The 17,953-nt window shown below is 73.5% G+C and carries 18 protein-coding genes; 9 read left to right on the forward strand and 9 right to left on the reverse strand.

The window, feature by feature from the left end; genetic code table 11:
* Together D7I43_RS29910 and D7I43_RS29915 are read left to right on the forward strand one after the other, a co-directional pair.
* Window positions 1-210: substrate-binding domain-containing protein (locus D7I43_RS29910; RefSeq protein ID WP_158610182.1), on the forward strand; the 210-nt coding region annotated here is incomplete at its 5' end.
* A 92-nt stretch (window positions 211-302) separates the two neighbouring features.
* Window positions 303-1,088, forward strand: coding sequence for a hypothetical protein (locus D7I43_RS29915; protein WP_147427326.1), 786 nt, complete (start codon window positions 303-305; stop codon window positions 1,086-1,088).
* Between the two features lie 11 nt (window positions 1,089-1,099).
* Here the strand turns inward: D7I43_RS29915 and D7I43_RS29920 are convergent, their stop codons facing one another.
* Both D7I43_RS29920 and D7I43_RS29925 read right to left on the reverse strand, forming a co-directional pair.
* The gene (locus D7I43_RS29920) at window positions 1,100-2,254 is read right to left on the reverse strand and encodes an epoxide hydrolase family protein (protein WP_120331934.1); all 1,155 of its coding nucleotides are present in this window, start codon (window positions 2,252-2,254) and stop codon (window positions 1,100-1,102) included.
* A complete protein-coding gene (locus D7I43_RS29925; RefSeq protein WP_240033257.1) occupies window positions 2,251-3,453 on the reverse strand; it encodes an ROK family transcriptional regulator in 1,203 nt (400 codons plus the stop codon). Before D7I43_RS29925 ends, D7I43_RS29920 begins: the two co-directional genes overlap by 4 nt.
* Window positions 3,454-3,500: 47 nt before the next feature.
* Between D7I43_RS29925 and D7I43_RS29930 the strand changes: the two genes are divergently transcribed.
* Both D7I43_RS29930 and D7I43_RS29935 read left to right on the forward strand, forming a co-directional pair.
* Window positions 3,501-4,121 carry an HAD-IA family hydrolase gene (locus tag D7I43_RS29930; protein WP_120331936.1) on the forward strand — a complete coding sequence of 207 codons (621 nt, stop codon included), beginning with the start codon at window positions 3,501-3,503 and terminating at the stop codon, window positions 4,119-4,121.
* A 71-nt stretch (window positions 4,122-4,192) separates the two neighbouring features.
* Window positions 4,193-5,350 carry a MalY/PatB family protein gene (locus D7I43_RS29935; protein ID WP_120331937.1) on the forward strand — a complete coding sequence of 386 codons (1,158 nt, stop codon included), beginning with the start codon at window positions 4,193-4,195 and terminating at the stop codon, window positions 5,348-5,350.
* A gap of 28 nt (window positions 5,351-5,378) precedes the next feature.
* Here D7I43_RS29935 and D7I43_RS29940 read toward each other — a convergent pair whose 3' ends face one another.
* Entirely contained in the window at window positions 5,379-6,305 is a 927-nt protein-coding gene (locus D7I43_RS29940; RefSeq protein WP_120331938.1) for an LLM class F420-dependent oxidoreductase, read from the reverse strand.
* Between the two features lie 80 nt (window positions 6,306-6,385).
* Window positions 6,386-6,913 carry a CGNR zinc finger domain-containing protein gene (locus tag D7I43_RS29945; RefSeq protein WP_120331939.1) on the reverse strand — a complete coding sequence of 176 codons (528 nt, stop codon included), beginning with the start codon at window positions 6,911-6,913 and terminating at the stop codon, window positions 6,386-6,388.
* 25 nt (window positions 6,914-6,938) lie between these two features.
* On the opposite strand from D7I43_RS29945, the gene D7I43_RS33135 reads away from it, so the two are divergent.
* The 5 genes from D7I43_RS33135 (at window position 6,939) to D7I43_RS29965 (ending at window position 12,180) form a co-directional block, all read left to right on the forward strand.
* Window positions 6,939-7,103 (forward strand): hypothetical protein, encoded by a 165-nt coding sequence (locus D7I43_RS33135; RefSeq protein WP_192902308.1) that lies wholly within the window; start codon window positions 6,939-6,941, stop codon window positions 7,101-7,103.
* 172 nt (window positions 7,104-7,275) lie between these two features.
* Complete coding sequence (locus tag D7I43_RS29950; protein ID WP_120331940.1) at window positions 7,276-10,272, forward strand: 3-keto-alpha-glucoside-1,2-lyase-like domain-containing protein; 2,997 nt, start codon at window positions 7,276-7,278, stop codon at window positions 10,270-10,272.
* A gap of 163 nt (window positions 10,273-10,435) precedes the next feature.
* On the forward strand, window positions 10,436-10,894 hold the full coding sequence (locus tag D7I43_RS29955) for a hypothetical protein (RefSeq protein ID WP_147427327.1): 459 nt from the start codon (window positions 10,436-10,438) through the stop codon (window positions 10,892-10,894).
* Between the two features lie 139 nt (window positions 10,895-11,033).
* Window positions 11,034-11,567 (forward strand): PadR family transcriptional regulator, encoded by a 534-nt coding sequence (locus D7I43_RS29960; RefSeq protein WP_120331942.1) that lies wholly within the window; start codon window positions 11,034-11,036, stop codon window positions 11,565-11,567.
* A complete protein-coding gene (locus tag D7I43_RS29965) occupies window positions 11,551-12,180 on the forward strand; it encodes a GyrI-like domain-containing protein (protein ID WP_120331943.1) in 630 nt (209 codons plus the stop codon). Before D7I43_RS29960 ends, D7I43_RS29965 begins: the two co-directional genes overlap by 17 nt.
* Window positions 12,181-12,200: 20 nt before the next feature.
* Here D7I43_RS29965 and D7I43_RS29970 read toward each other — a convergent pair whose 3' ends face one another.
* The 5 genes from D7I43_RS29970 to D7I43_RS33305 all read right to left on the reverse strand — a co-directional run bounded on the left by D7I43_RS29970 (window position 12,201) and on the right by D7I43_RS33305 (window position 17,885).
* Window positions 12,201-12,896 carry a class I SAM-dependent methyltransferase gene (locus D7I43_RS29970; protein ID WP_120331944.1) on the reverse strand — a complete coding sequence of 232 codons (696 nt, stop codon included), beginning with the start codon at window positions 12,894-12,896 and terminating at the stop codon, window positions 12,201-12,203.
* The gene (locus D7I43_RS29975) at window positions 12,893-13,672 is read right to left on the reverse strand and encodes an ABC transporter ATP-binding protein (protein ID WP_120331945.1); all 780 of its coding nucleotides are present in this window, start codon (window positions 13,670-13,672) and stop codon (window positions 12,893-12,895) included. The genes D7I43_RS29970 and D7I43_RS29975 overlap by 4 nt, the downstream gene beginning before the upstream one ends.
* A complete protein-coding gene (locus tag D7I43_RS29980; RefSeq protein WP_120331946.1) occupies window positions 13,669-14,652 on the reverse strand; it encodes an ABC transporter substrate-binding protein in 984 nt (327 codons plus the stop codon). The genes D7I43_RS29975 and D7I43_RS29980 overlap by 4 nt, the downstream gene beginning before the upstream one ends.
* Before the next feature lie 26 nt (window positions 14,653-14,678).
* Window positions 14,679-15,764 carry a FecCD family ABC transporter permease gene (locus D7I43_RS29985; protein ID WP_120331955.1) on the reverse strand — a complete coding sequence of 362 codons (1,086 nt, stop codon included), beginning with the start codon at window positions 15,762-15,764 and terminating at the stop codon, window positions 14,679-14,681.
* A gap of 150 nt (window positions 15,765-15,914) precedes the next feature.
* The gene (locus D7I43_RS33305; RefSeq protein ID WP_204985313.1) at window positions 15,915-17,885 is read right to left on the reverse strand and encodes a sensor histidine kinase; all 1,971 of its coding nucleotides are present in this window, start codon (window positions 17,883-17,885) and stop codon (window positions 15,915-15,917) included.
* Between the last annotated feature and the right edge of the window lie 68 nt (window positions 17,886-17,953).

The following is a 17,953-nucleotide window of genomic DNA, read 5'->3' on the forward strand; positions in this document are numbered from 1 at the left end:
TCGGTGGTGGGGTTCGATGATGTGCCGGAGGCGGCGTATCTGATTCCTCCGTTGACCACGATCCGGCAGGACTTCGAGGCCGTCGGTCGCCGGGCGATCGAGGTTGTCACGCAGGCGATCCGGGGTGTGGAGTTGCGCCCGTCGCCGTTGGTCGTTCCCACCCTCGTGGTGCGCGAGAGCACCGCGCCACCGGCGGCCACGGACGCCTGAGCAGCGGCTGCCCGTCGGTGTGGTTCGTCCAGGGCGACGCCGAGCGAGGTCGAGTCACTCGAGGAGTGGACCACACCCCCTACGCTGCGGCCATGACACGAGGCGCGGTGGCCGGGCTTGCCGCGGCGACACTGCTGTTACTGGCCTGCTCGGTGGGCGCCACGAGCGGGGACGAACCGGTCGCCGCGCCCACCCTTGGCGGTGGTGCCACCACGGCCAGCACCGACGCCGCCGCCACCGCGACGGCGGTGGAGCGGCTGCGGGCGGGTACGGCGTTCGTCGATCGCACCAGCTTCCGTGCCGACGTCGACATCGCGAGCCAGATCACGACGTTGTCGCACACCGACAACCCCCACAGGCGCTCCGTGTCCACGGTCTCGATGGGCGGTCGGGGCATCGAGATCCGGATGATCGACGACGAGCTCTACCTGAGGAGCGACCTGGATCTCCAGGGCGTCGGCCACGGATGGATGGTGCTCGACCCGGCCCGCGTGCCGGCGGACTTCGCGCTGACCTTCGCTCCCGGCCGGAACGACCCGGGCGGCTCGGCACGCCTCATCGACGCGATCGTCGCCGCACGGACGGACGGCCCGCAGATCACCGGGACACTCGACCTGACCCGGGTGGGCAGCGGCAACGGCATCAGCTTCCGTCCCGGTCCGGACGGCACGTTCCCCGACGGTGCCCGCAGCCACACGTTCCACGCGACGCTCGACGCCGAAGGGCGGCTGGTCAGTTTCCTGATCCCAGCGGCGAACGGCATCCCGAACGCCTCCCTGCGTTACAGCGACTTCGGCGCCGCGGTCGACGTCGTACGGCCCGAGGGGGCGGTGGCCGCTCCCGAGGCCCTGTATCCCCAACTCGGCCTGGGCGGCTGAACGCGGCGCCGTTACCGTCGCCCGGGGCGCAGCGGGCGGAAGAACGCGCGGATGTCGGCGACGAGCAGGTCGGGGACCTCCAGCGCGGCGAAGTGGCCGCCCCGGTCGTACTCCGCCCAGTGCACCAGGTGGTGTTCCCGCTCGGCGAGCCGGCGGAGCGCCGGGTCGGGCGGGAAGACCGCGATCCCGGTGGGAACCCCCGAGGGGGCCGCCGGCCGGGGCGGCTGGGCGCGTACCTCGTGGTAGAGCTGGGCCGAGCTGGCCGCCGTGCCGGTCAGCCAGTAGAGGGACACGTCGGTGAGCAGGACGTCCCGGTCCAGGGCCTCGTCCGGCAGGTCGTGGGCCGGGTCGGTCCAGTCCCGCACCTTGTCGAGGATCCAGGCGAGCTGGCCGACCGGCGAGTCGGTCAGCGCGTACCCCAGGGTCTGCGGCCGGGTGCCCTGGATGTCGGCGTAGCCGCTGCCGTGCCGCCGCAGCCGGTCCGCCGCGGCGAGCCGGGCCCGTTCCGTGGCCGTCAGGGTCACCGTGGCGAGCTGCTCGGCGTCGGGGAACTCCAGCCCGCCGTGGATGTGCACCCCCACGACCCGGTCCGGCGCGAGGTGGCCGAGCCGGGGCGAGACGAGGTACCCGGTGTCGCTGCCCTGTGCGCCGTAGCGTTCGTAGCCGAGCCGGTCCATGAGGCCGATCCACGCCCGGGCGATCCGGTCGTGGTTCCAGCCCGGCCCGGACAGCGGCGTGGAGAAGCCGAAGCCGGGCAGCGAGGGCGCGACGACGTGGAACGCGTCCGCCGGATCGCCGCCGTGCCGGGCCGGATCGGTGAGCGGGCCGATGACGCGGAGGAACTCGACGATCGAACCGGGCCAGCCGTGGGTGAGGATCAGCGGTAGCGCGTCCGGCTCGGGCGACCGGACGTGCGCGAAGTGCACCCGCTGACCGTCGATCTCGGTGGTGTACTGGGGGAACTCGTTGAGTCTCGCCTCCCACGCCCGCCAGTCGTACGCGTGCAGCCAGTGCGCCGCCACGTCCCGCAGGTAGCCGACCGGCACGCCCCGGCTCCAGCCCACGCCGGGCAGCTCGGCGGGCCACCGGGTGCGGCGCAGCCGGTCGGCGAGGTCGTCCAGCGCGGCCTGCGGGACGTCGATCCGGAACTCCCGTACGGTGCTCACGTCGCTCCTTCTCGGACTCGTGCGGTCGACCGGGACCACGCCTCGATGCCGGGGACGGTGAGGACGGTGTCGAAGGCGGCGTCGGCGGCCCCGGCGATCCGGCCGTCGGGGCCGAGCGTCGACGGGACCAGCGGCGGGGGTTGGCCCCGTCGGAACGACATCAGCCCGGCCCGGTAGCCCGCGTCCACCTCTCGGGGCGCCGCCGCGGACAGGTCGACGGCCAGTCCGGACAGGGTGACCAGCGCCGGATCGAGGGCGTTGACCAGCCCGCCGACGCCCCGGCCGAGCGCGCGTGCGGCACCGTTGACCGCGGCCCGGGCCGCCGGGTCCCGCGGTGCGGCCGCGAGGATGTGCTCCGCGGCCGTCCGCGGGTCGTCCGGCGCCGGCTGACCGAGCTGCCGCGCCATGGCCCGGCCGTCGACCAGCAGGTCCCAGCAGCCGGTCGCGCCGCAGGGGCAGCGCAGGGTCGGGTCACCGAAGGGCAGGTGGCCGAACTCGCCGCCGGCCCCGGTGGCGCCGTCCAGCAGGTCGCCGTCGACCACGAGCACGCCGCCGACGCCCACCTCGACGGTGAGGTGCAGGACGACCCGCACGCCGGCCCCGGCGCCCCGCCGTGCCTCGGCGAGCCCCGCCAGCGAGGCGTCGTTGCCGACCAGCAGCGGCACGTCGGCGGCGGGGCGGAGCGGTTCGAGGCTCACCCGCCGCCACCCCAGCGTGGCGGCCTGCACCACCTCGGTACCTCGTACCGTGGCGGCGACCGCGACCGAGACGGCCCGGATCCGGTGGCCGAGCCGGCGCCGGCAGGCGGCGATCTCGCGCCGCACGCGGTCCAGCACGGCGTCCGGCTCCCGGTCGACGTGCCGGCCGCTGGTGTGCTGGACGATCCGGCCGCCCAGTTCGACGGCGGCCACCCGCCACCGCTCGTGGCTGATGTCGACGACGCAGACCAGCGGGCCCGCCGGGTGGGCGACCAGGGTGGGGGAGGGCCGTCCGCGACCACCGGACGGAGCGGAGGCGACCTCGTCGAGCAGACGCAGGCGTTTGAGCCGGGCGACGAGGTCGGTCGCCGAGCCGCTGCTGAGATCGAGGGCGCGGGCCAGCTCGGACCGGGTGACGCCCGGTTGCCGGTGCAGGTGCCGGAGCACGGCGAGCGCGCCCTGGTGGCGCAGGTCCCGCATCCGGTGCGTCGGTCGCTCCACAACCCCTCCCGCCACCATTATGCTCGCGCACCGAGCATAATGGTGGCATGGACGACATCGAGGCGGTGCTGCTGGACATGGACGGCACGCTGGTCGACTCCGACGGAGCCGTCGAGCGTGCCTGGCGGCGCTGGGCCGCCGACTACCGGGTCGATCCCGAGACGGTGCTGCGGATCTCGCCCGGCAAGACCGCCCTGACCACCATCCGGCAGGTCGCGCCGCACCTCGACGCCCAGGCCGCCCGGCGCGCGGCGCGGTACCAGACCGAGCTGCAACTGGCCGACGCCGTCGACACCAAGCCGCTGCCCGGCGCGACGTGCCTGCTCGACACCCTCGACCGGCTCGCCCTGCCGTGGGCCGTGGTGACCAGCGCCGACGCGGATCTGGCCGCGGCCCGTCTCGGTGCGGCCGGCATCACCCCGCCGGTGCTCGTCACCGCCGACGACGTCCGCGCGGGCAAGCCCGATCCCGAGGGGTACCGGCTGGCCGCCGCCCGGCTCGGGGTGCCGGCCGAGCGGTGCCTGGTGGTCGAGGACGCGCCGGCCGGGATCGCCGCCGGTCAACGGGCCGGCGCCCGGGTCGCCGCGCTGCGCGGACACCCCGCCGACCTGCGCATCCCCGACCTGCACGCGCTGGTCGCGCTCCTCACGCCGCCGGCAGCGGGCTGACCAGGGCGGCGGGCGGCCGGGCCGGCGGTGCCCGGGCGGACGGAAAGATCGAAAGGTCGTACGGTTGCCGCATGGGCAACCTGCTGGAGACGCTGTCGCTGACCGACCTCCGCCGCCGCACCAGTGAGAAGTGGCGGCGGTACCCGGAGGACGTGCTGCCGCTCTGGGTGGCGGAGATGGACGTGCCGCTGGCCGAGCCGGTGACCCGGGCGCTGGCCGAGGCGATCAACCTCGGCGACACCGGCTACGCCCACGGCCCGGCCTACGCCGAGGCGTTGGCCGGGTTCGCCGCCGAGCGGTGGGGTTGGACCGTCGACGTCGCGCGTACGAGAGCGGTGCCCGATGTGATGATGGGCGTCGTCGAGGTGTTGGACCTGGTCACCGGGCACGGCGACGCCGTGGTGGTCAACCCGCCGGTCTACCCGCCGTACTACCAGTTCCTGCGCAGCGCGGGTCGCCGGATCGTCGAGGCGCCGCTGGAGGGGCGGCACCGCCTCGACCCGGACGCGCTCGACCGGGCCTTCGCGGAGGCGGTCGCCGGGGGCCGCCGTGCGGCCTACCTGCTCTGCAGCCCCCACAACCCGACCGGAACGCTGCACACCCGCGCCGAACTGTCCACCGTGGCCGAACTGGCCGCCCGCCACGGCGTACGGGTGGTGGTGGACGAGATCCACGCACCCCTCGTGTACCCGGGGGCGACCTTCGTGCCGTACCTCTCCCTGCCCGGCACCGAGCGGGACTTCGCGCTCCTGTCCGCGTCGAAGGCGTGGAACCTGGCCGGGGTGAAGGCCGCCGTCGCGGTGGCCGGCGCCGACGCGGCGGCGGACCTGGCCCGCATGCCCGCGGAGGTCAACGACGGGGTGAGCCACCTCGCGGTGATCGCGCACACCGCCGCTCTCCGGCACGGCGGACCGTGGCTCGACGACCTGCTGAGCGGCCTGGACGCCAACCGCCACCTGCTCGCCGACCTGCTGGCCGAGCGGTTGCCCGGTGTCCGCTACCAGCCGCCGGACGCCACGTACCTCGCCTGGTTGGACTGCCGGGCGCTGGAGCTGCCCGGCGGCCCGGACGCCGATCCCGCCACGGTGTTCCTGGAGCGCGGGCGCGTCGCGTTCGTGCCCGGACCGGACTTCGGCACCGGCGGCGCCGGGCACCTCCGCCTCAACTTCGCCACCTCACCGGACGTGCTCACCGAGGCCGTACGCCGGATGGTCGTCAGCCTCGGGTGAGGGGCGGGCGAACGACCGGGGGCACGGCCTACGGGGTGAGCAGCAGCGGCGCCAGGGCCCGCAGCTGGGGCAGCAGATCGTCCGGGCCGTCGACGAGCGGCTGGACGCAGACGTGGTCCGCACCCGCGTCGTGGTGCGCCCGGACCCGCTGCGCCACCGTCTCGGGATCACCCCACGGCACGATGGCGTCGACCAGGGCGTCGCTGCCGGAACCGGACAGGTCCTCCTCAGCCCAACCGATCTCCCTGAGGTTGTTCACGTAGTTGGGCAGGCTGAGGTACCACGACGTGTACCGCCGGGCCTTCTCGCGGGCCGATCCGGGATCGGTGTCCAGCACCACGGCCTGCTCCGGCGCCAGCACCGGCCCCGGCCCGAGAACCTCGCGGGCGCGCGCGGTGTGCTCCGGCGTGACGAAGTAGGGGTGCGCGCCGACGCTGCGCTGCGCCGCCAGCCTCAGCATCCCGGGACGGAGCGCGGCCAGCACCCGCGGGGCCCGCTGGGGCAGCGGCGCCGCGTACTCGGTCTCGTCCATCGCGTCGAGGTACGACCGCATCGCCGCGAGCGGCCGCCCGTAGTCGTGGCCGCGCGCCGACACCAGCGGCGCGTGACTCACCCCCAGACCGAGCAGGAAGCGCCCGTCGTACGCCTCGGCGAGAGCGTTGGCGCCGTTCGCGGCGGCGGTGGCGTCCCGGACCCAGATGTTGGCGACGCCGGTGGCGACCACCAGGCTCCGGGTGGCGCCGAGCAGGATGGCCGAGTGGACGAGCGCCTCCTTGTACCTCGCCGTCTCGCCCACCCAGAGCGCGCCGTAACCCAGGTCCTCCACCTCCGCGGCGGCCCTGCGACCGAACTCGGCCGACTGCCCGCCGAGCACCCCGGTCCAGACCCCGACCGGACCGATCCGTCGCTTCACCTCCGCCGGGTCCACGCCGCCCGACCCCCGCAGCTGAGCCATGGCATCTCCTCGCACGAACCGATCATCCCTCCGGCCGTGCCCGCTCGCGGCGATTACCGGTCAACCGGTCGGATCCGCCGTCAGCGCGACGCCGCGCCACGGGCGCGGTGGCGGCGTACGGCGTCGCGGTTGGCGCACCGGGGCGAGCAGTAGCGCTGCCGGCCGGTCCGGGAGACGTCGGCGTAGACCAGGCCGCAGCCGGTCCGGGCGCAGCGGCCCAGCCGGTCCATCCCGCGACCCGTCAGGTGCAGCGCGGTGCCGACGCTCACGAGCGCGCGGAGCACCGCGGACAGCGGCACCCCGTCGTCGCGGTAGTGCAGGTGCCAGCGCCCGTCCGCGTGGTCGGTGAGGCGCGGGTACGTCGAGGCGCCGGCCAGCATCCGGTTGAGCAGCCTCGCCCGCTCCTCCGCGGAGGCCGCGTCGACGATCCGCGCCCACTCCTCCATCAGTCGGCGGGTCACCGCGAGGTCGTCGTCGCGTACCGGCATGTCCACCACCACCCCGGCCCGCCGGCAGCGATCGGCCAGGTCGGCGACCGACCCGGGCGGATCGTTGGCCAGGTCGACGGCCAGCCGGACCGCGTCGGCGCCGTAAGGGTTGAGATGCACAATGCCATTACAGCAGGGTGGGGGCATGAACGACAACCACGGGCACGTCTGGCGAACCCGCTCCCGGCACCGGACCAGCGAGGGGACCGTGCACTACCAGTCCTGCCACTGTGGCCTGTGGCGGATCCGCGGTGGGGGAGACGTCACGGTCCCGGTGCGGGCCCGGTCCCTGTACCGGCCGGGCCGGTGACCATCGCGCCGAGGAGACTTTGGGTCGATAGATGCAAAAGTTTCGTTCTATCGATGGGAAGTGATAGTGTCAGCGACCGATCTTCCGTAACGCGAGATCGTACTGACCGGTCCCGGGGGAGAAAGTGGCACGGCTTCTTCCTGGCCGGGACCCGCACCCACCGGAGGAACGCATGCCCGCACCGAACCGGCGGCGCCGGCGAGCCGTGCTGGCGGCCGCAGGTGCCGCACTGGCGACCCTGCTCGCCGCCGCCCCTGTCACGCCGGCCTCGGCCGCCCCCGCCGACATCCCGCCGCAGGAACCCGGCGTGACCCTTCGCTCGTACGACATGGGGGTCCCGCTGTCGGCGCTGTGCACCCTCAAGCCCGCGCAGACGCCGAACGTCGACAAGCTCATGCCGCAGATCAACTGGACCGGCACCGACGAGTTCGGCCTGTCCGACCGCTTCATCAGCCACGTCATCGCCAACCTGACGGTACCGGCCGACGGCGACTACACGTTCCGGCTCACGAGCGACGACGGGTCCCGGCTGACGATCGACGACCAGGTCGTCATCGACCACGACGGCCTGCACGCCGAAACCTCCAAGGACAGGTCGGTCACGCTGACCGCCGGCGTGCACCCGCTGTTCGTCGAGTTCTTCGACAACGGCGGCGGCCAGGTGCTGCGGCTCGAGTGGCGGGTTCCCGGCTCGGCCGACTTCGCACTCGTGCCGGCGTCCGCGCTCAGCACCGACGCCGGCGTCGTGCGCGTGACCGCTCCCGGGTGGAAGTACTGCGAGGGCGCCACCGACTCGGCGGGTGACGGCCTGCCGCTCGACCGGGTGCACCCCGGCTACACCCTCACCGACCTGCGTCCCGACGGCTTCCAGCCGCAGGTCACCGGCATGGCCTTCATGCCCGACGGCGACCTGGTCGTCTCGACCTGGGGTGGCACCGACAACGCCACCGGCGAGGTGTACGTGGTCGAGGGGGTCACCGGGACGACCGGCCCCGAGCGGGTGACCTACCGCCGGTTCGCCGACGGGCTGCGCGAGCCCCAGGGCGTGGCGGTGGTCGACGGCACCGTCTACGTCAGCCAGAAGCACGAGCTGACCGCCCTGCGCGACACCGACGGCGACGGCACGGCCGACGAACGCAGGACGGTCGCCACCTGGCCGTGGGGTCGCAACTTCCACGAGTTCGCGTTCGGCCTGCTCTACCGGGACGGGTACTTCTACCTCAACCTCTCCGTGGCCATCAACCTGGGCGGCGCCACCACCGTGCCCCAGCCCGCGCCCAACCGCGGCACCTCGATCAAGGTGAACGCCCGGACCGGCGAGATCACCTACGTGGCCGGCGGGCTGCGTACCCCGAACGGGATCGGCTGGGGGCCGGGCGGCGAGGTCCTCGTGACCGACAACCAGGGCGGTTGGCTTCCCGCGTCCAAGCTCGTGGCCATCAAGGACGGCGCCTTCTACAACCACTACACGACGCCGCCCGGTCCGTTCGACGACAACCCCGTGACGCGTCCGATCGTCTGGATCCCGCAGAACGAGATTGGCAACTCGCCCTCGACCCCCGTGCTGCTCAAGAAGGGGCCGTACGCGGGGCAGCTGGTGGTCGGCGACGTCACCTACGGCGGCCTCCAGCGCGTCTTCCTCGAGAAGGTCGAGGGGCAGTACCAGGGCGCGGTGTTCCGCCACACGCAGGGTCTGGAGTCCGGGATCAACGAGGTGACCCTCGGCCCGGACGGCGCGCTCTACGTGGGCGGCCTCGGCGCCGGCGGCAACTGGGGCCAGGAGGGCAAGCTCACGTACGGCCTGCAGAAGCTCACCCCCAACGGCACCTCCGTGTTCGAGGTCAAGCGGATGCGTGCCTCCCACGTCGGGTTCGAGCTGGAGTACACCGAGCCGCTGTCGGCCGAGACGGCCGCGGACCTCGCCGACGCGTACCGGGTGACGCAGTGGCGCTACGGTGCGACGAGCCAGTACGGCGGCCCCAAGCTCGACCTGGAGACCCTCACGGTGAGCCGGGCGGAGCTGTCGGCCGACCGCCGCACCGTGAAGCTGAGGATCCCCGGCCTCAAGGAGAACCGCGTCGTGCACGTCCGCTCGCCGCGCCCGTTCACCTCCGCCGACGGCGAGGAGCTGTGGAACACTGAGGCCTGGTACACGCTCAACGAGATCCCGGGGCGCGTGGTGCAGCCGCAGACCTTCTTCGAGGCCGAGGAGGGCCGGACGGTCGGCGTCGGCATGGCGACCGACCACGCCGCCTACTCCGGCGCCGGGTTCGCCGCCGGGTTCGCCGAGAACGGCTCGTCGACCAGGATCTCCGTCGACGTCCGCGAGAGCGGGACGTACGACCTCGCGATGCGCTACAGCAACGGCCCCAACCCCTACTCCGGGGAGAAGCAGCTGAGCCTGTACGTCAACGGCGCACGGGTGGAGCAGACGGTCTTCCCCTCCACGGTGACCTGGGAGGAGTGGGGCACGGTCACCACCACCGTGCGGCTGGACAAGGGCCGCAACATCGTGGAGTACCGCAAGGAGGCCGCCGACTCCGGGCACGTGAACCTCGACGTGCTCGCCGTACGGCCGCACGGCGAGCGCATCACGCTGCTCGGCCGCGACGGCGACCTCACCGAGTGGCAGCACACCGACGGGCGCGAGCCCGAGTGGCCGGTGGCCGGCGGCGCCATGACGGTGCGCAACGGCGACCTGCGTACGGTGCAGGCCTTCGGCGACTTCCGCCTGCACGTGGAGTTCAACCTGCCGCTGTACCCGCCGGACGTGACGGGGCAGGCCCGCGCCAACAGCGGCGTGTACCTGCAGGACCGCTACGAGATCCAGGTGCTGGACTCGTTCGGCATCGACCCGCCGCAGGTCAACGACGCCGCGGCCATCTACAACCAGAAGGCCCCCGACGTGAACGCGGCGCGGCCGCCGGAGACCTGGCAGTCGTACGACATCGTCTACCGGCAGGCCCGGTACGACGCGGCCGGCAACAAGGTCGAGAACCCGCGCGTCACGGTGGTGTGGAACGGCGTCCCGGTGCACGACGACGTCGAGATCCTCGGCCCGACCGGTGGCAGCCGACCGGAGGGCCCGGCGGCGGGCGCCATCCGGCTGCAGGACCACGGCAACCCGGTCCAGTACCGCAACATCTGGATCGAACCGCTCGACCTGTAACACCGGCACGAGGCCACGGGTGGCCGGGGACCCCGTCCCCGGCCACCCGTGACGTGACCCCGGCTCCACCCGGCAACGAGCCCCGGCCCCGGTGATGATCCACTGTGGCAGGATGGCCGTTCATGCGCGATCTTCGCGCCGGGACACCTGGGGAAGGAAACGTATGCGTGCAACAGGGCGACGACTGCTCGTCTCGACTCTCGCCGCCGCGGTGGCGGCGGTGACCCTCGCCTCGCCGGCCCAGGCCGCCACGAACCCGTTCACGGCGGCTCAGGCCTGCAACAACGACTTCGGCGGCTCGTGGGCGTACGCCAGTGACGGCCACCGGTCGATCACCGCGCCGGACGGCACGAGGGTGGGCGACGTCTACCTGCTCTACAACAGCGCCACGGGGTACAACTGCGTGGCCACCCTCAAGCGGGTGGCCGTCGGCTCGACGACCGGGGTTCGCGCCGGGGTGCGGGTCGAGGGCAGCTCCTGGGCGTACGACTCGGGCAACTTCAAGTACTACGCCGCCATCCAGCGGTCCGCCCGCGACCGCTGCGTGATGTACGAGGGCGAGGTCCTGTACGGCACCATGTGGCAGGGCGCCGGCCGGTACAGCTGGGGCAACTGCGGCTGACGCCGTCAGCTCGTCGACCCGGGGCGGCGGACCACCGACGAGGTGACCCGCCGCCCGCGGGTGGCGCCGCGACGACCACCCGACCCGAAGGAACCGGGGGATGCTCGCGCCCACCTATTCTAGTACTAGAATAGGTGGCGTGGAGCTCACCCCGTCCGAGCTGGTCGTGCTCGGGCTGATCGTCGAACGGCCCCAGCACGGCTACGACCTGGAGCAGGTCATCGAGCGCCGCGGGATCCGCCAGTGGACCGAGATCGGCTTCTCGTCCATCTACTACCTGCTCGCCAAACTCGAGAGGCGCGGGCTCGTCCACGCACCCGAGCCGCCGGCGACCGCCCGGTCGCGGCGCGTCTTCCACGCCACGGCCGCCGGTCGTGAGGCCGCGGCCCGCGGCGCGCTCGCGCTCATCGCCGAGCTGCGTCCCGTCCCGCACCCCCTCCTCGTGGGCGTCTCCAACCTTCCCCTGCTCTCCGAGCGGGAGTACGCGCGGGCGCTTCGCGACCGGCTCGCCCAGGTCGACGCGCGCATCGCCGCCGTCCGCGCGGCCCAGTCGGCGCAGGCCCCCCTCGCGCCGCCGGCACGCGAGGTCTTCTCCTACTCGCTCAGCCTCCTCGAGGCGGAAAGGTCGTGGCTCGCGTCGCGAGTCCAGGTGCCCGATGACCGACAAGACTGACTTCAAGCGGGAGATCGCCGCCTACCGTGCCCGGCAGGGCCGGTTCGAGATCGTCGACGTGCCCGACCTGCGATACCTGATGATCGACGGACACGGCGACCCCAACACGACCCCCGCCTTCACCGGCGCGGTCGAGGCGCTCTTCCCGTTGGCGTACACGCTGAAGTTCGCGAGCAAGCGGACCCTCGGCCGCGACTACGTCGTCATGCCGCTGGAGGGCCTGTGGTGGGCCGAGGACATGGACGCGTTCACGGCGTCCCGGAACAAGTCCCGGTGGGACTGGACATTGATGATCATGGTGCCGGACTGGATCGACGAGGACATGTTCGCCGACGCCGTCGAGCAGGTCGCCGCGAAGAACCGCCCGCGGCGCCTGCACGAGGTGCGCCTCGGCTCGCTGTCCGAGGGGCGCTGCGTGCAGACACTGCACGTCGGCACGTACGACGACGAGGCCGACGTGCTGGCCCGGATGCACCACGAGTTCATCCCGGACAACGGGCTGCGGATGGTCGGCACGCACCACGAGATCTACCTCAGCGACTCCCGCAGGGTCGCGCCCGAGAAGCTCCGCACCATCCTCCGGCAGCCGGTCGCCGCCGCCCCGGCCTCCTGAATCGGCCGTCCGGCCGGCACTCAGATCCGGCCGGTGACGACGAACTGCATCTGGTGCTCGTGGTTCGGGGCGACACCGAACCGCCGGTCCAACTCGTAGATCGTGGTCAGCGGCGTGACGGTCACGTCCGTGAGGCCCGCCCGTTCGAGGACCGCGGCGGTCGCGTCGATGAAGGACGCGGTGGCCAGGGGCAGCACGGCCTGCACCTGGTCGTCGTAGAAGTCGGCGAAGTTCTCCGAGGCGTTGTCCAGCCCCTTCGGGAACCACGTGCTGTCGACGACCGCGACCGTGCCACCCGGGCGGAGCAGGCGGACCCAGTTCGCCACGGCGACGTCCGGGTCCCGGAGGGTCCACATCACGTACCGGCTGGTCACCGCGTCGAAGCTGGCCGGTGGGAAGTCCGGGTCCACCGCGTCGCCGCGCCGGATGACGGGGCCGTTGGCCATTTCGGCGGCGTGCCGGCGGGCCCGCTCCAGCATGCCCTCGGACAGGTCGATGCCGGTCACGCGGTGCCCGAGACCGGCCAGGACCATGGCGGCCTGGCCGGTGCCGGTGCCCACGTCGAGCACGTCGAGCGGCCCCCGCGGCAGGGCCCGGGACCAGACCTCCGACCAGGCGCGCTGGTCGGCGGCGAAGCGTTCGGGCCGCTGGACGTACGCGTCGTAGCTCGGCGCCCGGCCGGTCCAGTACGCGTTGATGCGGTCCTGCGCGGTCATACGGTCGTCCTCTCGACGGCGGTGTGCGGTTGGAACAACAGGTGGATGGCGCCGTCGAGGTCCAGGCGCCGGATGCCGATGCCGTAGACCGGCTCGATGACCGCCGGATCCAGTACCTCGTCGACGGTGCCGGCCGCGACGACGCCACCCCGGCCGAGCAGCACCAGGTCGTCGCAGTAGCGGGCGGCCAGGTTGAGGTCGTGCAGCACGACCACGGAACAGGTGTCCAGGTCACGCACCAGGCGGAGGATCTCGTGCTGGTAGCGGATGTCGAGGTGGTTGGTCGGCTCGTCGAGGAGCAGGTGGGTGGCCTGCTGGGCGAGGGCGCGGGCGATCAGGACCCGTTGCCGCTCACCGCCGGAGAGCCGGGTGAAGGCCCGGTCGGCCAGGTGGGCCGCCCCGACCCGGGCCAGGCAGCGGGCCGCGATGTCGTGGTCGGCCCTGCCGGCGCGCTGGAAGGTCGACAGGTGCGGCCCGCGGCCCAGGAGCACCATCTCCGCGACGGTCAGGGCCGTCTCGCCGCCGTTCTCCTGCACGACCACGGCGAGCCGGCGGGCCGCCTCCCGCGACCCCAGGCCGGCGAGGTCGTCACCGTCGACGAGCACGCGGCCGGAGGGGCTGCGCAGCGCGCCGTACAGGAGTCGGAGCAGGGTGGTCTTACCGCTGCCGTTCGGCCCGATGAGCCCGAGCACCCGGCCGGGCCGGGCGGTCACGCTGACCCCGTCGATGACGGGGTTCGCCCCGTAGCGCCAGGAGACCGTGGTCGCCTCGATCACGGCTTCTCCGCGAAACGCCGCACGATCCGCTCGAGACCGTCGATCGACAGGGGCGACGGCGGCTCGGTGAAGTTGAACAGCTGGGTCATGACGTCGCCGGCGCGGACGGCCTTGAGTTGCGCCGCGCCGGGCAGCGCGGTCAGCGCCTGCTCGACGGCCCGGGGGTCACCGTCGCTGTGGAGCAGGACCAGCACGTCGGGGTTGCGCCCGAGCAGTTCCTCCACGGTGACCTCGAAGACCCGCTCCCTCACGTCCCCGAAGACGTTGCGGAAACCGGCCGCCTCCAGTTGCGGGTGCGCCATGCTGGCCGCGCCGTACGCGTACGTGGTGCCACCGCCGACGGTCGGGTAGAGCACCGCCGCCGTACGCCCGGACGCGGGACCCGCCGCGGCCTGGATCCGGGCCATCCGCTCCCGGAGCGCGGCGACCGCCGCCGCGGCCTCGGTCTCCCGTCCGAACACCCTCCCGTACGTCTGCATCTGGGCGTAGATGTCGTCGAAGCTCGGTGTCGTCGTGGCGTCCGGGCACATCGCCGGCTCCTCCAGCAGGGGGATGTCCACCGCGGCGAGGGTGTCCCGCGACAGGTTGTCCACCTCGCCGAGCACCAGGTCCGGCTGCTGGCTGATGACCACCTCCTTGGAGATCTGCAGGTGGCCGCTGGTGTCCGTCCGGTCCGTCAGCAGGGGGATCCGGTCCAGCTCGGCGAGCGTCTCCGCGTCGTAGTACTCCTTCGGGTACTGCCCGGCCCGCGCCGTGACCCGGTCCATGACGCCGAGCGCGTGCAGGTACGGCACGGCCGCGCTCTTGAGCAGGACGACCCGCTCCGGCGCGGCGTCGAACGTGACGTCCACGCCGCAGTTGGTGACGGTGAGCGGGTATCCGGGGCCCGCGTTCGTCGGCCGGGCGCCGCCACCGCACGCGGTGAGGAGCAACAGGACGGCGGACGCGGCGGCCGTGGCGGCGAGACGGGTTGCCTTCATGGTTTCTCCTTGCGGGCCCGGCGCCCTCAGGCGCCGGAGGCGTGTAGGCGACGGATCAGGACCACCAGGAACGGCGCTCCGAGCAGGGAGGTGATGATGCCGATCGGGATCTCCTGCGGGGCCAGCAGGACCCGCGCGAGCACGTCGGCCCAGACCAGCAGGATCGCCCCGAGCAGCGCGGCCACCGGCACGACCCGCACGTGCGGCGACCCGACGATGCGCCGGGCCAGGTGGGGCACGACGAGCCCGATGAAGCCGATGCTGCCGGCGGCGGAGACCAGCACGCCGACGCTCAGCGAGACGACCACGAGCAGACGGATCCGGAACCGGGCCGGCGACACCCCCAGGGTCTGGGCGGTCTCGTCACCGATGGCCAGGACGTCGAGCCGCCGCCCGGCGACGGTCAGGTAGAGGATCGTGCCACCCAGGACGACCGCGGCCACCGCCAGCAGGGCGTCCCACCGGGCCAGCCCCAGGGAGCCGAGGAGCCAGAACATCACCGAGCGCGATCCCTCGGCCGACCCGGACGCGAAGATCAGAAAGCTGGTGGTCGCGTAGAGGGCGTACCCGACCGCGACGCCGGCCAGCAGCAGGCGAACCGAGGTCACCCGGCCACCGCTGCGCGCGATCAGGAAGACCAGCAGGGACGCCGCGAGCGCGCCGAGGAACGCGCTCGTGGACAGGGCGTACTGCCCGAAGCCGGCGCCGGCTCCGAACAGGATGGCGGCCGCGGCGCCGCTGGAGGCGCCGGAGTTGATGCCGAGCAGGTACGGGTCGGCGAGCACGTTGCGCACCATGGCCTGCAGCGCCACCCCGCACACCGCCAGCCCGGCGCCGACGAGCATGCCGAGCAGCACCCGGGGCAGCCGCACCTGCCAGACGATCGCCTCCTGCGGCGGCGTCCACGTCACCTCGCCGGGAAGGCCGAGGAGGTGGTGCCCGACGATCCGGGCGACGGTGGTCGGGGGAATCCCGATGGCGCCCGACCCGACCGCGACCACCCCGGTCAGGATCAGCCCCGCTGTCAGCGCGAGCAGCCAGATCCCGGTCCGGCGGCGCTGGGCCGCGAGACCGAGCAGGTCCCGCTCCGCGCGCATGGTGGTCGTGGCCATCGCCCGCACTCCAAATGCAATCCTGTGGCTTCTGCACAAGATTGGCAAGAAGAGCGGACAAGATCAAGGGTGCCCCGCGCCGGTGAGCCTCTGCTCACACCAGACCCGCGAGGACCACCGGGGGCGGGCGCCGGCCCGCCCCCGGTCCGTTCAGCTCCGTCGGGGCACCCAGAACTCGACCTCGGTGCCCTCCTGCGGCTGGCTGTGGATGGTCGTCGTGCCGCCCAGGTCGGCGATCCGGCCCCGCATCGACTGGGCCACCCCCAGCCGGCCGGCCCGCGCGGCGTCGACCAGCCGCTGGGGCTCGAACCCGACACCGTCGTCGCGGACGGTCACGCGTACGCCGTCCCCCTCGTCCTCCAGCAGCACCCACGCCCGCGCGCCCGGCCCCGCGTGCCGCCGGACGTTGTCGAGGGCGGCGTGCACGGCCGCCGTCAGTTCGGCGGCGGGGCCCGACGGGAGCACCACCGGCTCCGCCGGGGTGGAGACCTCGACGACCGGTGAGGCCAGCGCGGTGAGCGCCGCCCGCAGGTCGCCGTCCCCGCCGGGGCGCGCCGTGGCGCCACCGCCACTGAGCAGGTTGCGCAGCGCGACCTCCTGCTCGCCGGCCAGCATCGCCAGCTGCGAGCCGGTCTCGCCGAGCTGCGAGCCCTGCCGCTGGACCAGCGCCAGCACCTGCAGGACCCCGTCGTGGATCGGCCGGGCCAACCGGTCCCGTTCGGCGGCCGCCGCCTCCTGCCGGATCAGCTCGGCCCGTTTGCGCTCGGCCCAGCGTTCGGCGAGGTGGTGCGCGACGCCCAGTCCGCCGACGGCCGCGCCCGCGACCAGCAACAGCACGCCCGAGGTGGTGAGGTGGAAGACCGGGTTGAGGTACGACGAGACGGGCAGGCCGTCCTCCAGGTACGTCACCTGGACCGTCTGCAGCCCGCCGATGGTGAGTACGCCGACGAGCGGACCGAGCACGGCCGGAACGGCGCCACGGGGCGCGAGCACCGGCGCGGCCGCACCGGCGATCGCCGTCGCCGCCGCCGTGACCAGTACGAGCAGCAGCAACGCCGGGACGACGCGCTGCTGCTCGGCCAGCTTCTCGGGGTGGCCGGTCGTGGCGGCGTACGCGATGAACACGGCCGTCGCGGCGCCCGCCGCGAGCGTGCCGGCGGCCGCCACCCGGAACCGGCTGCCGGCCGCCACCGCGCCGACCGCCGCGCCCACGAGGGCACCCAGCCAGCGCATCGGACCCAGCACGCCGAGCGCGGTGAACGCCAGGATGAGTGGTGCGGCGACCGCCACGTGGACGGTGGCGACCGTGAGCGCTCCGGCCAGCGACCACAGCCCGGCGACGGCCGCCAGAACCGTCGCCGCCACCAGCGTGACCGCGCCGATCACGGCGATCGCCACCGACTCGTGCCGGTACAGGGCGGACCAGTCCACGTCCAGCAGTGCCGCGAGCCGTTCGGTCGTCAGCAGGGACAGCGGCACCACCAGGGACGCCGCGAGGCCGGCGGCGACGACGAGACGCCACCGCCGCCACGCGCGTGGGGGCGAGTCCGGCGGCCCGGCGGCGGCGCGGTCGCCTCGGCGGAACCGGCGGACGGCGGGCACGACCAGGGCGAGGCCGACCGCGATCATGCCGACGTGCCAGGTGGGCCGGGACGGGTCCGAGAACAACCAGCCGGGACCGACCATCGCGGAGCCGAACAGGCGGGACCCGGTCGCCAGCCCCGCCAGGGCCGCGCCCAGCCCCGGCGAGGCGTTGCTCCACAGCGACTGCGCGCAGGCCAGCACCCCCACCAGGGCCAACGGGTACGCGGCGGACTTCGCGACGATCAGCAGCACGGGATGCGACATGGTCGTCAGTTCGCCCCAGGCGTGGGGCGCGGCGAGCAGGGCGGCCGCTCCCAGCAGGTACGGCCACCACCGCAGCAGGCACAGGCCCACCACCGTTGCCACGACGGGGGCCACCGCGACCAGCCACCCGACGCCGTGGTACTCGGGCCGGCCCGGCGTGGCGATGAACGGCGGCGGCCCGGCGGCGTACATGGGGGACGTCGCGACGATGAGCAGCAGGCAGCCGCCCACCCCGGCCAGGGCCTCCCGCCACCACAGTGGCTTCTCAGACATGTTGACGATCATGGCCGATCCGTGGGGTCGGTGCCGTCCGCCGGCTGACGGCGACCGATACGGCGCCC

The organism is Micromonospora globbae, from assembly GCF_003610785.1.
GTDB lineage: Bacteria > Actinomycetota > Actinomycetes > Mycobacteriales > Micromonosporaceae > Micromonospora > Micromonospora globbae.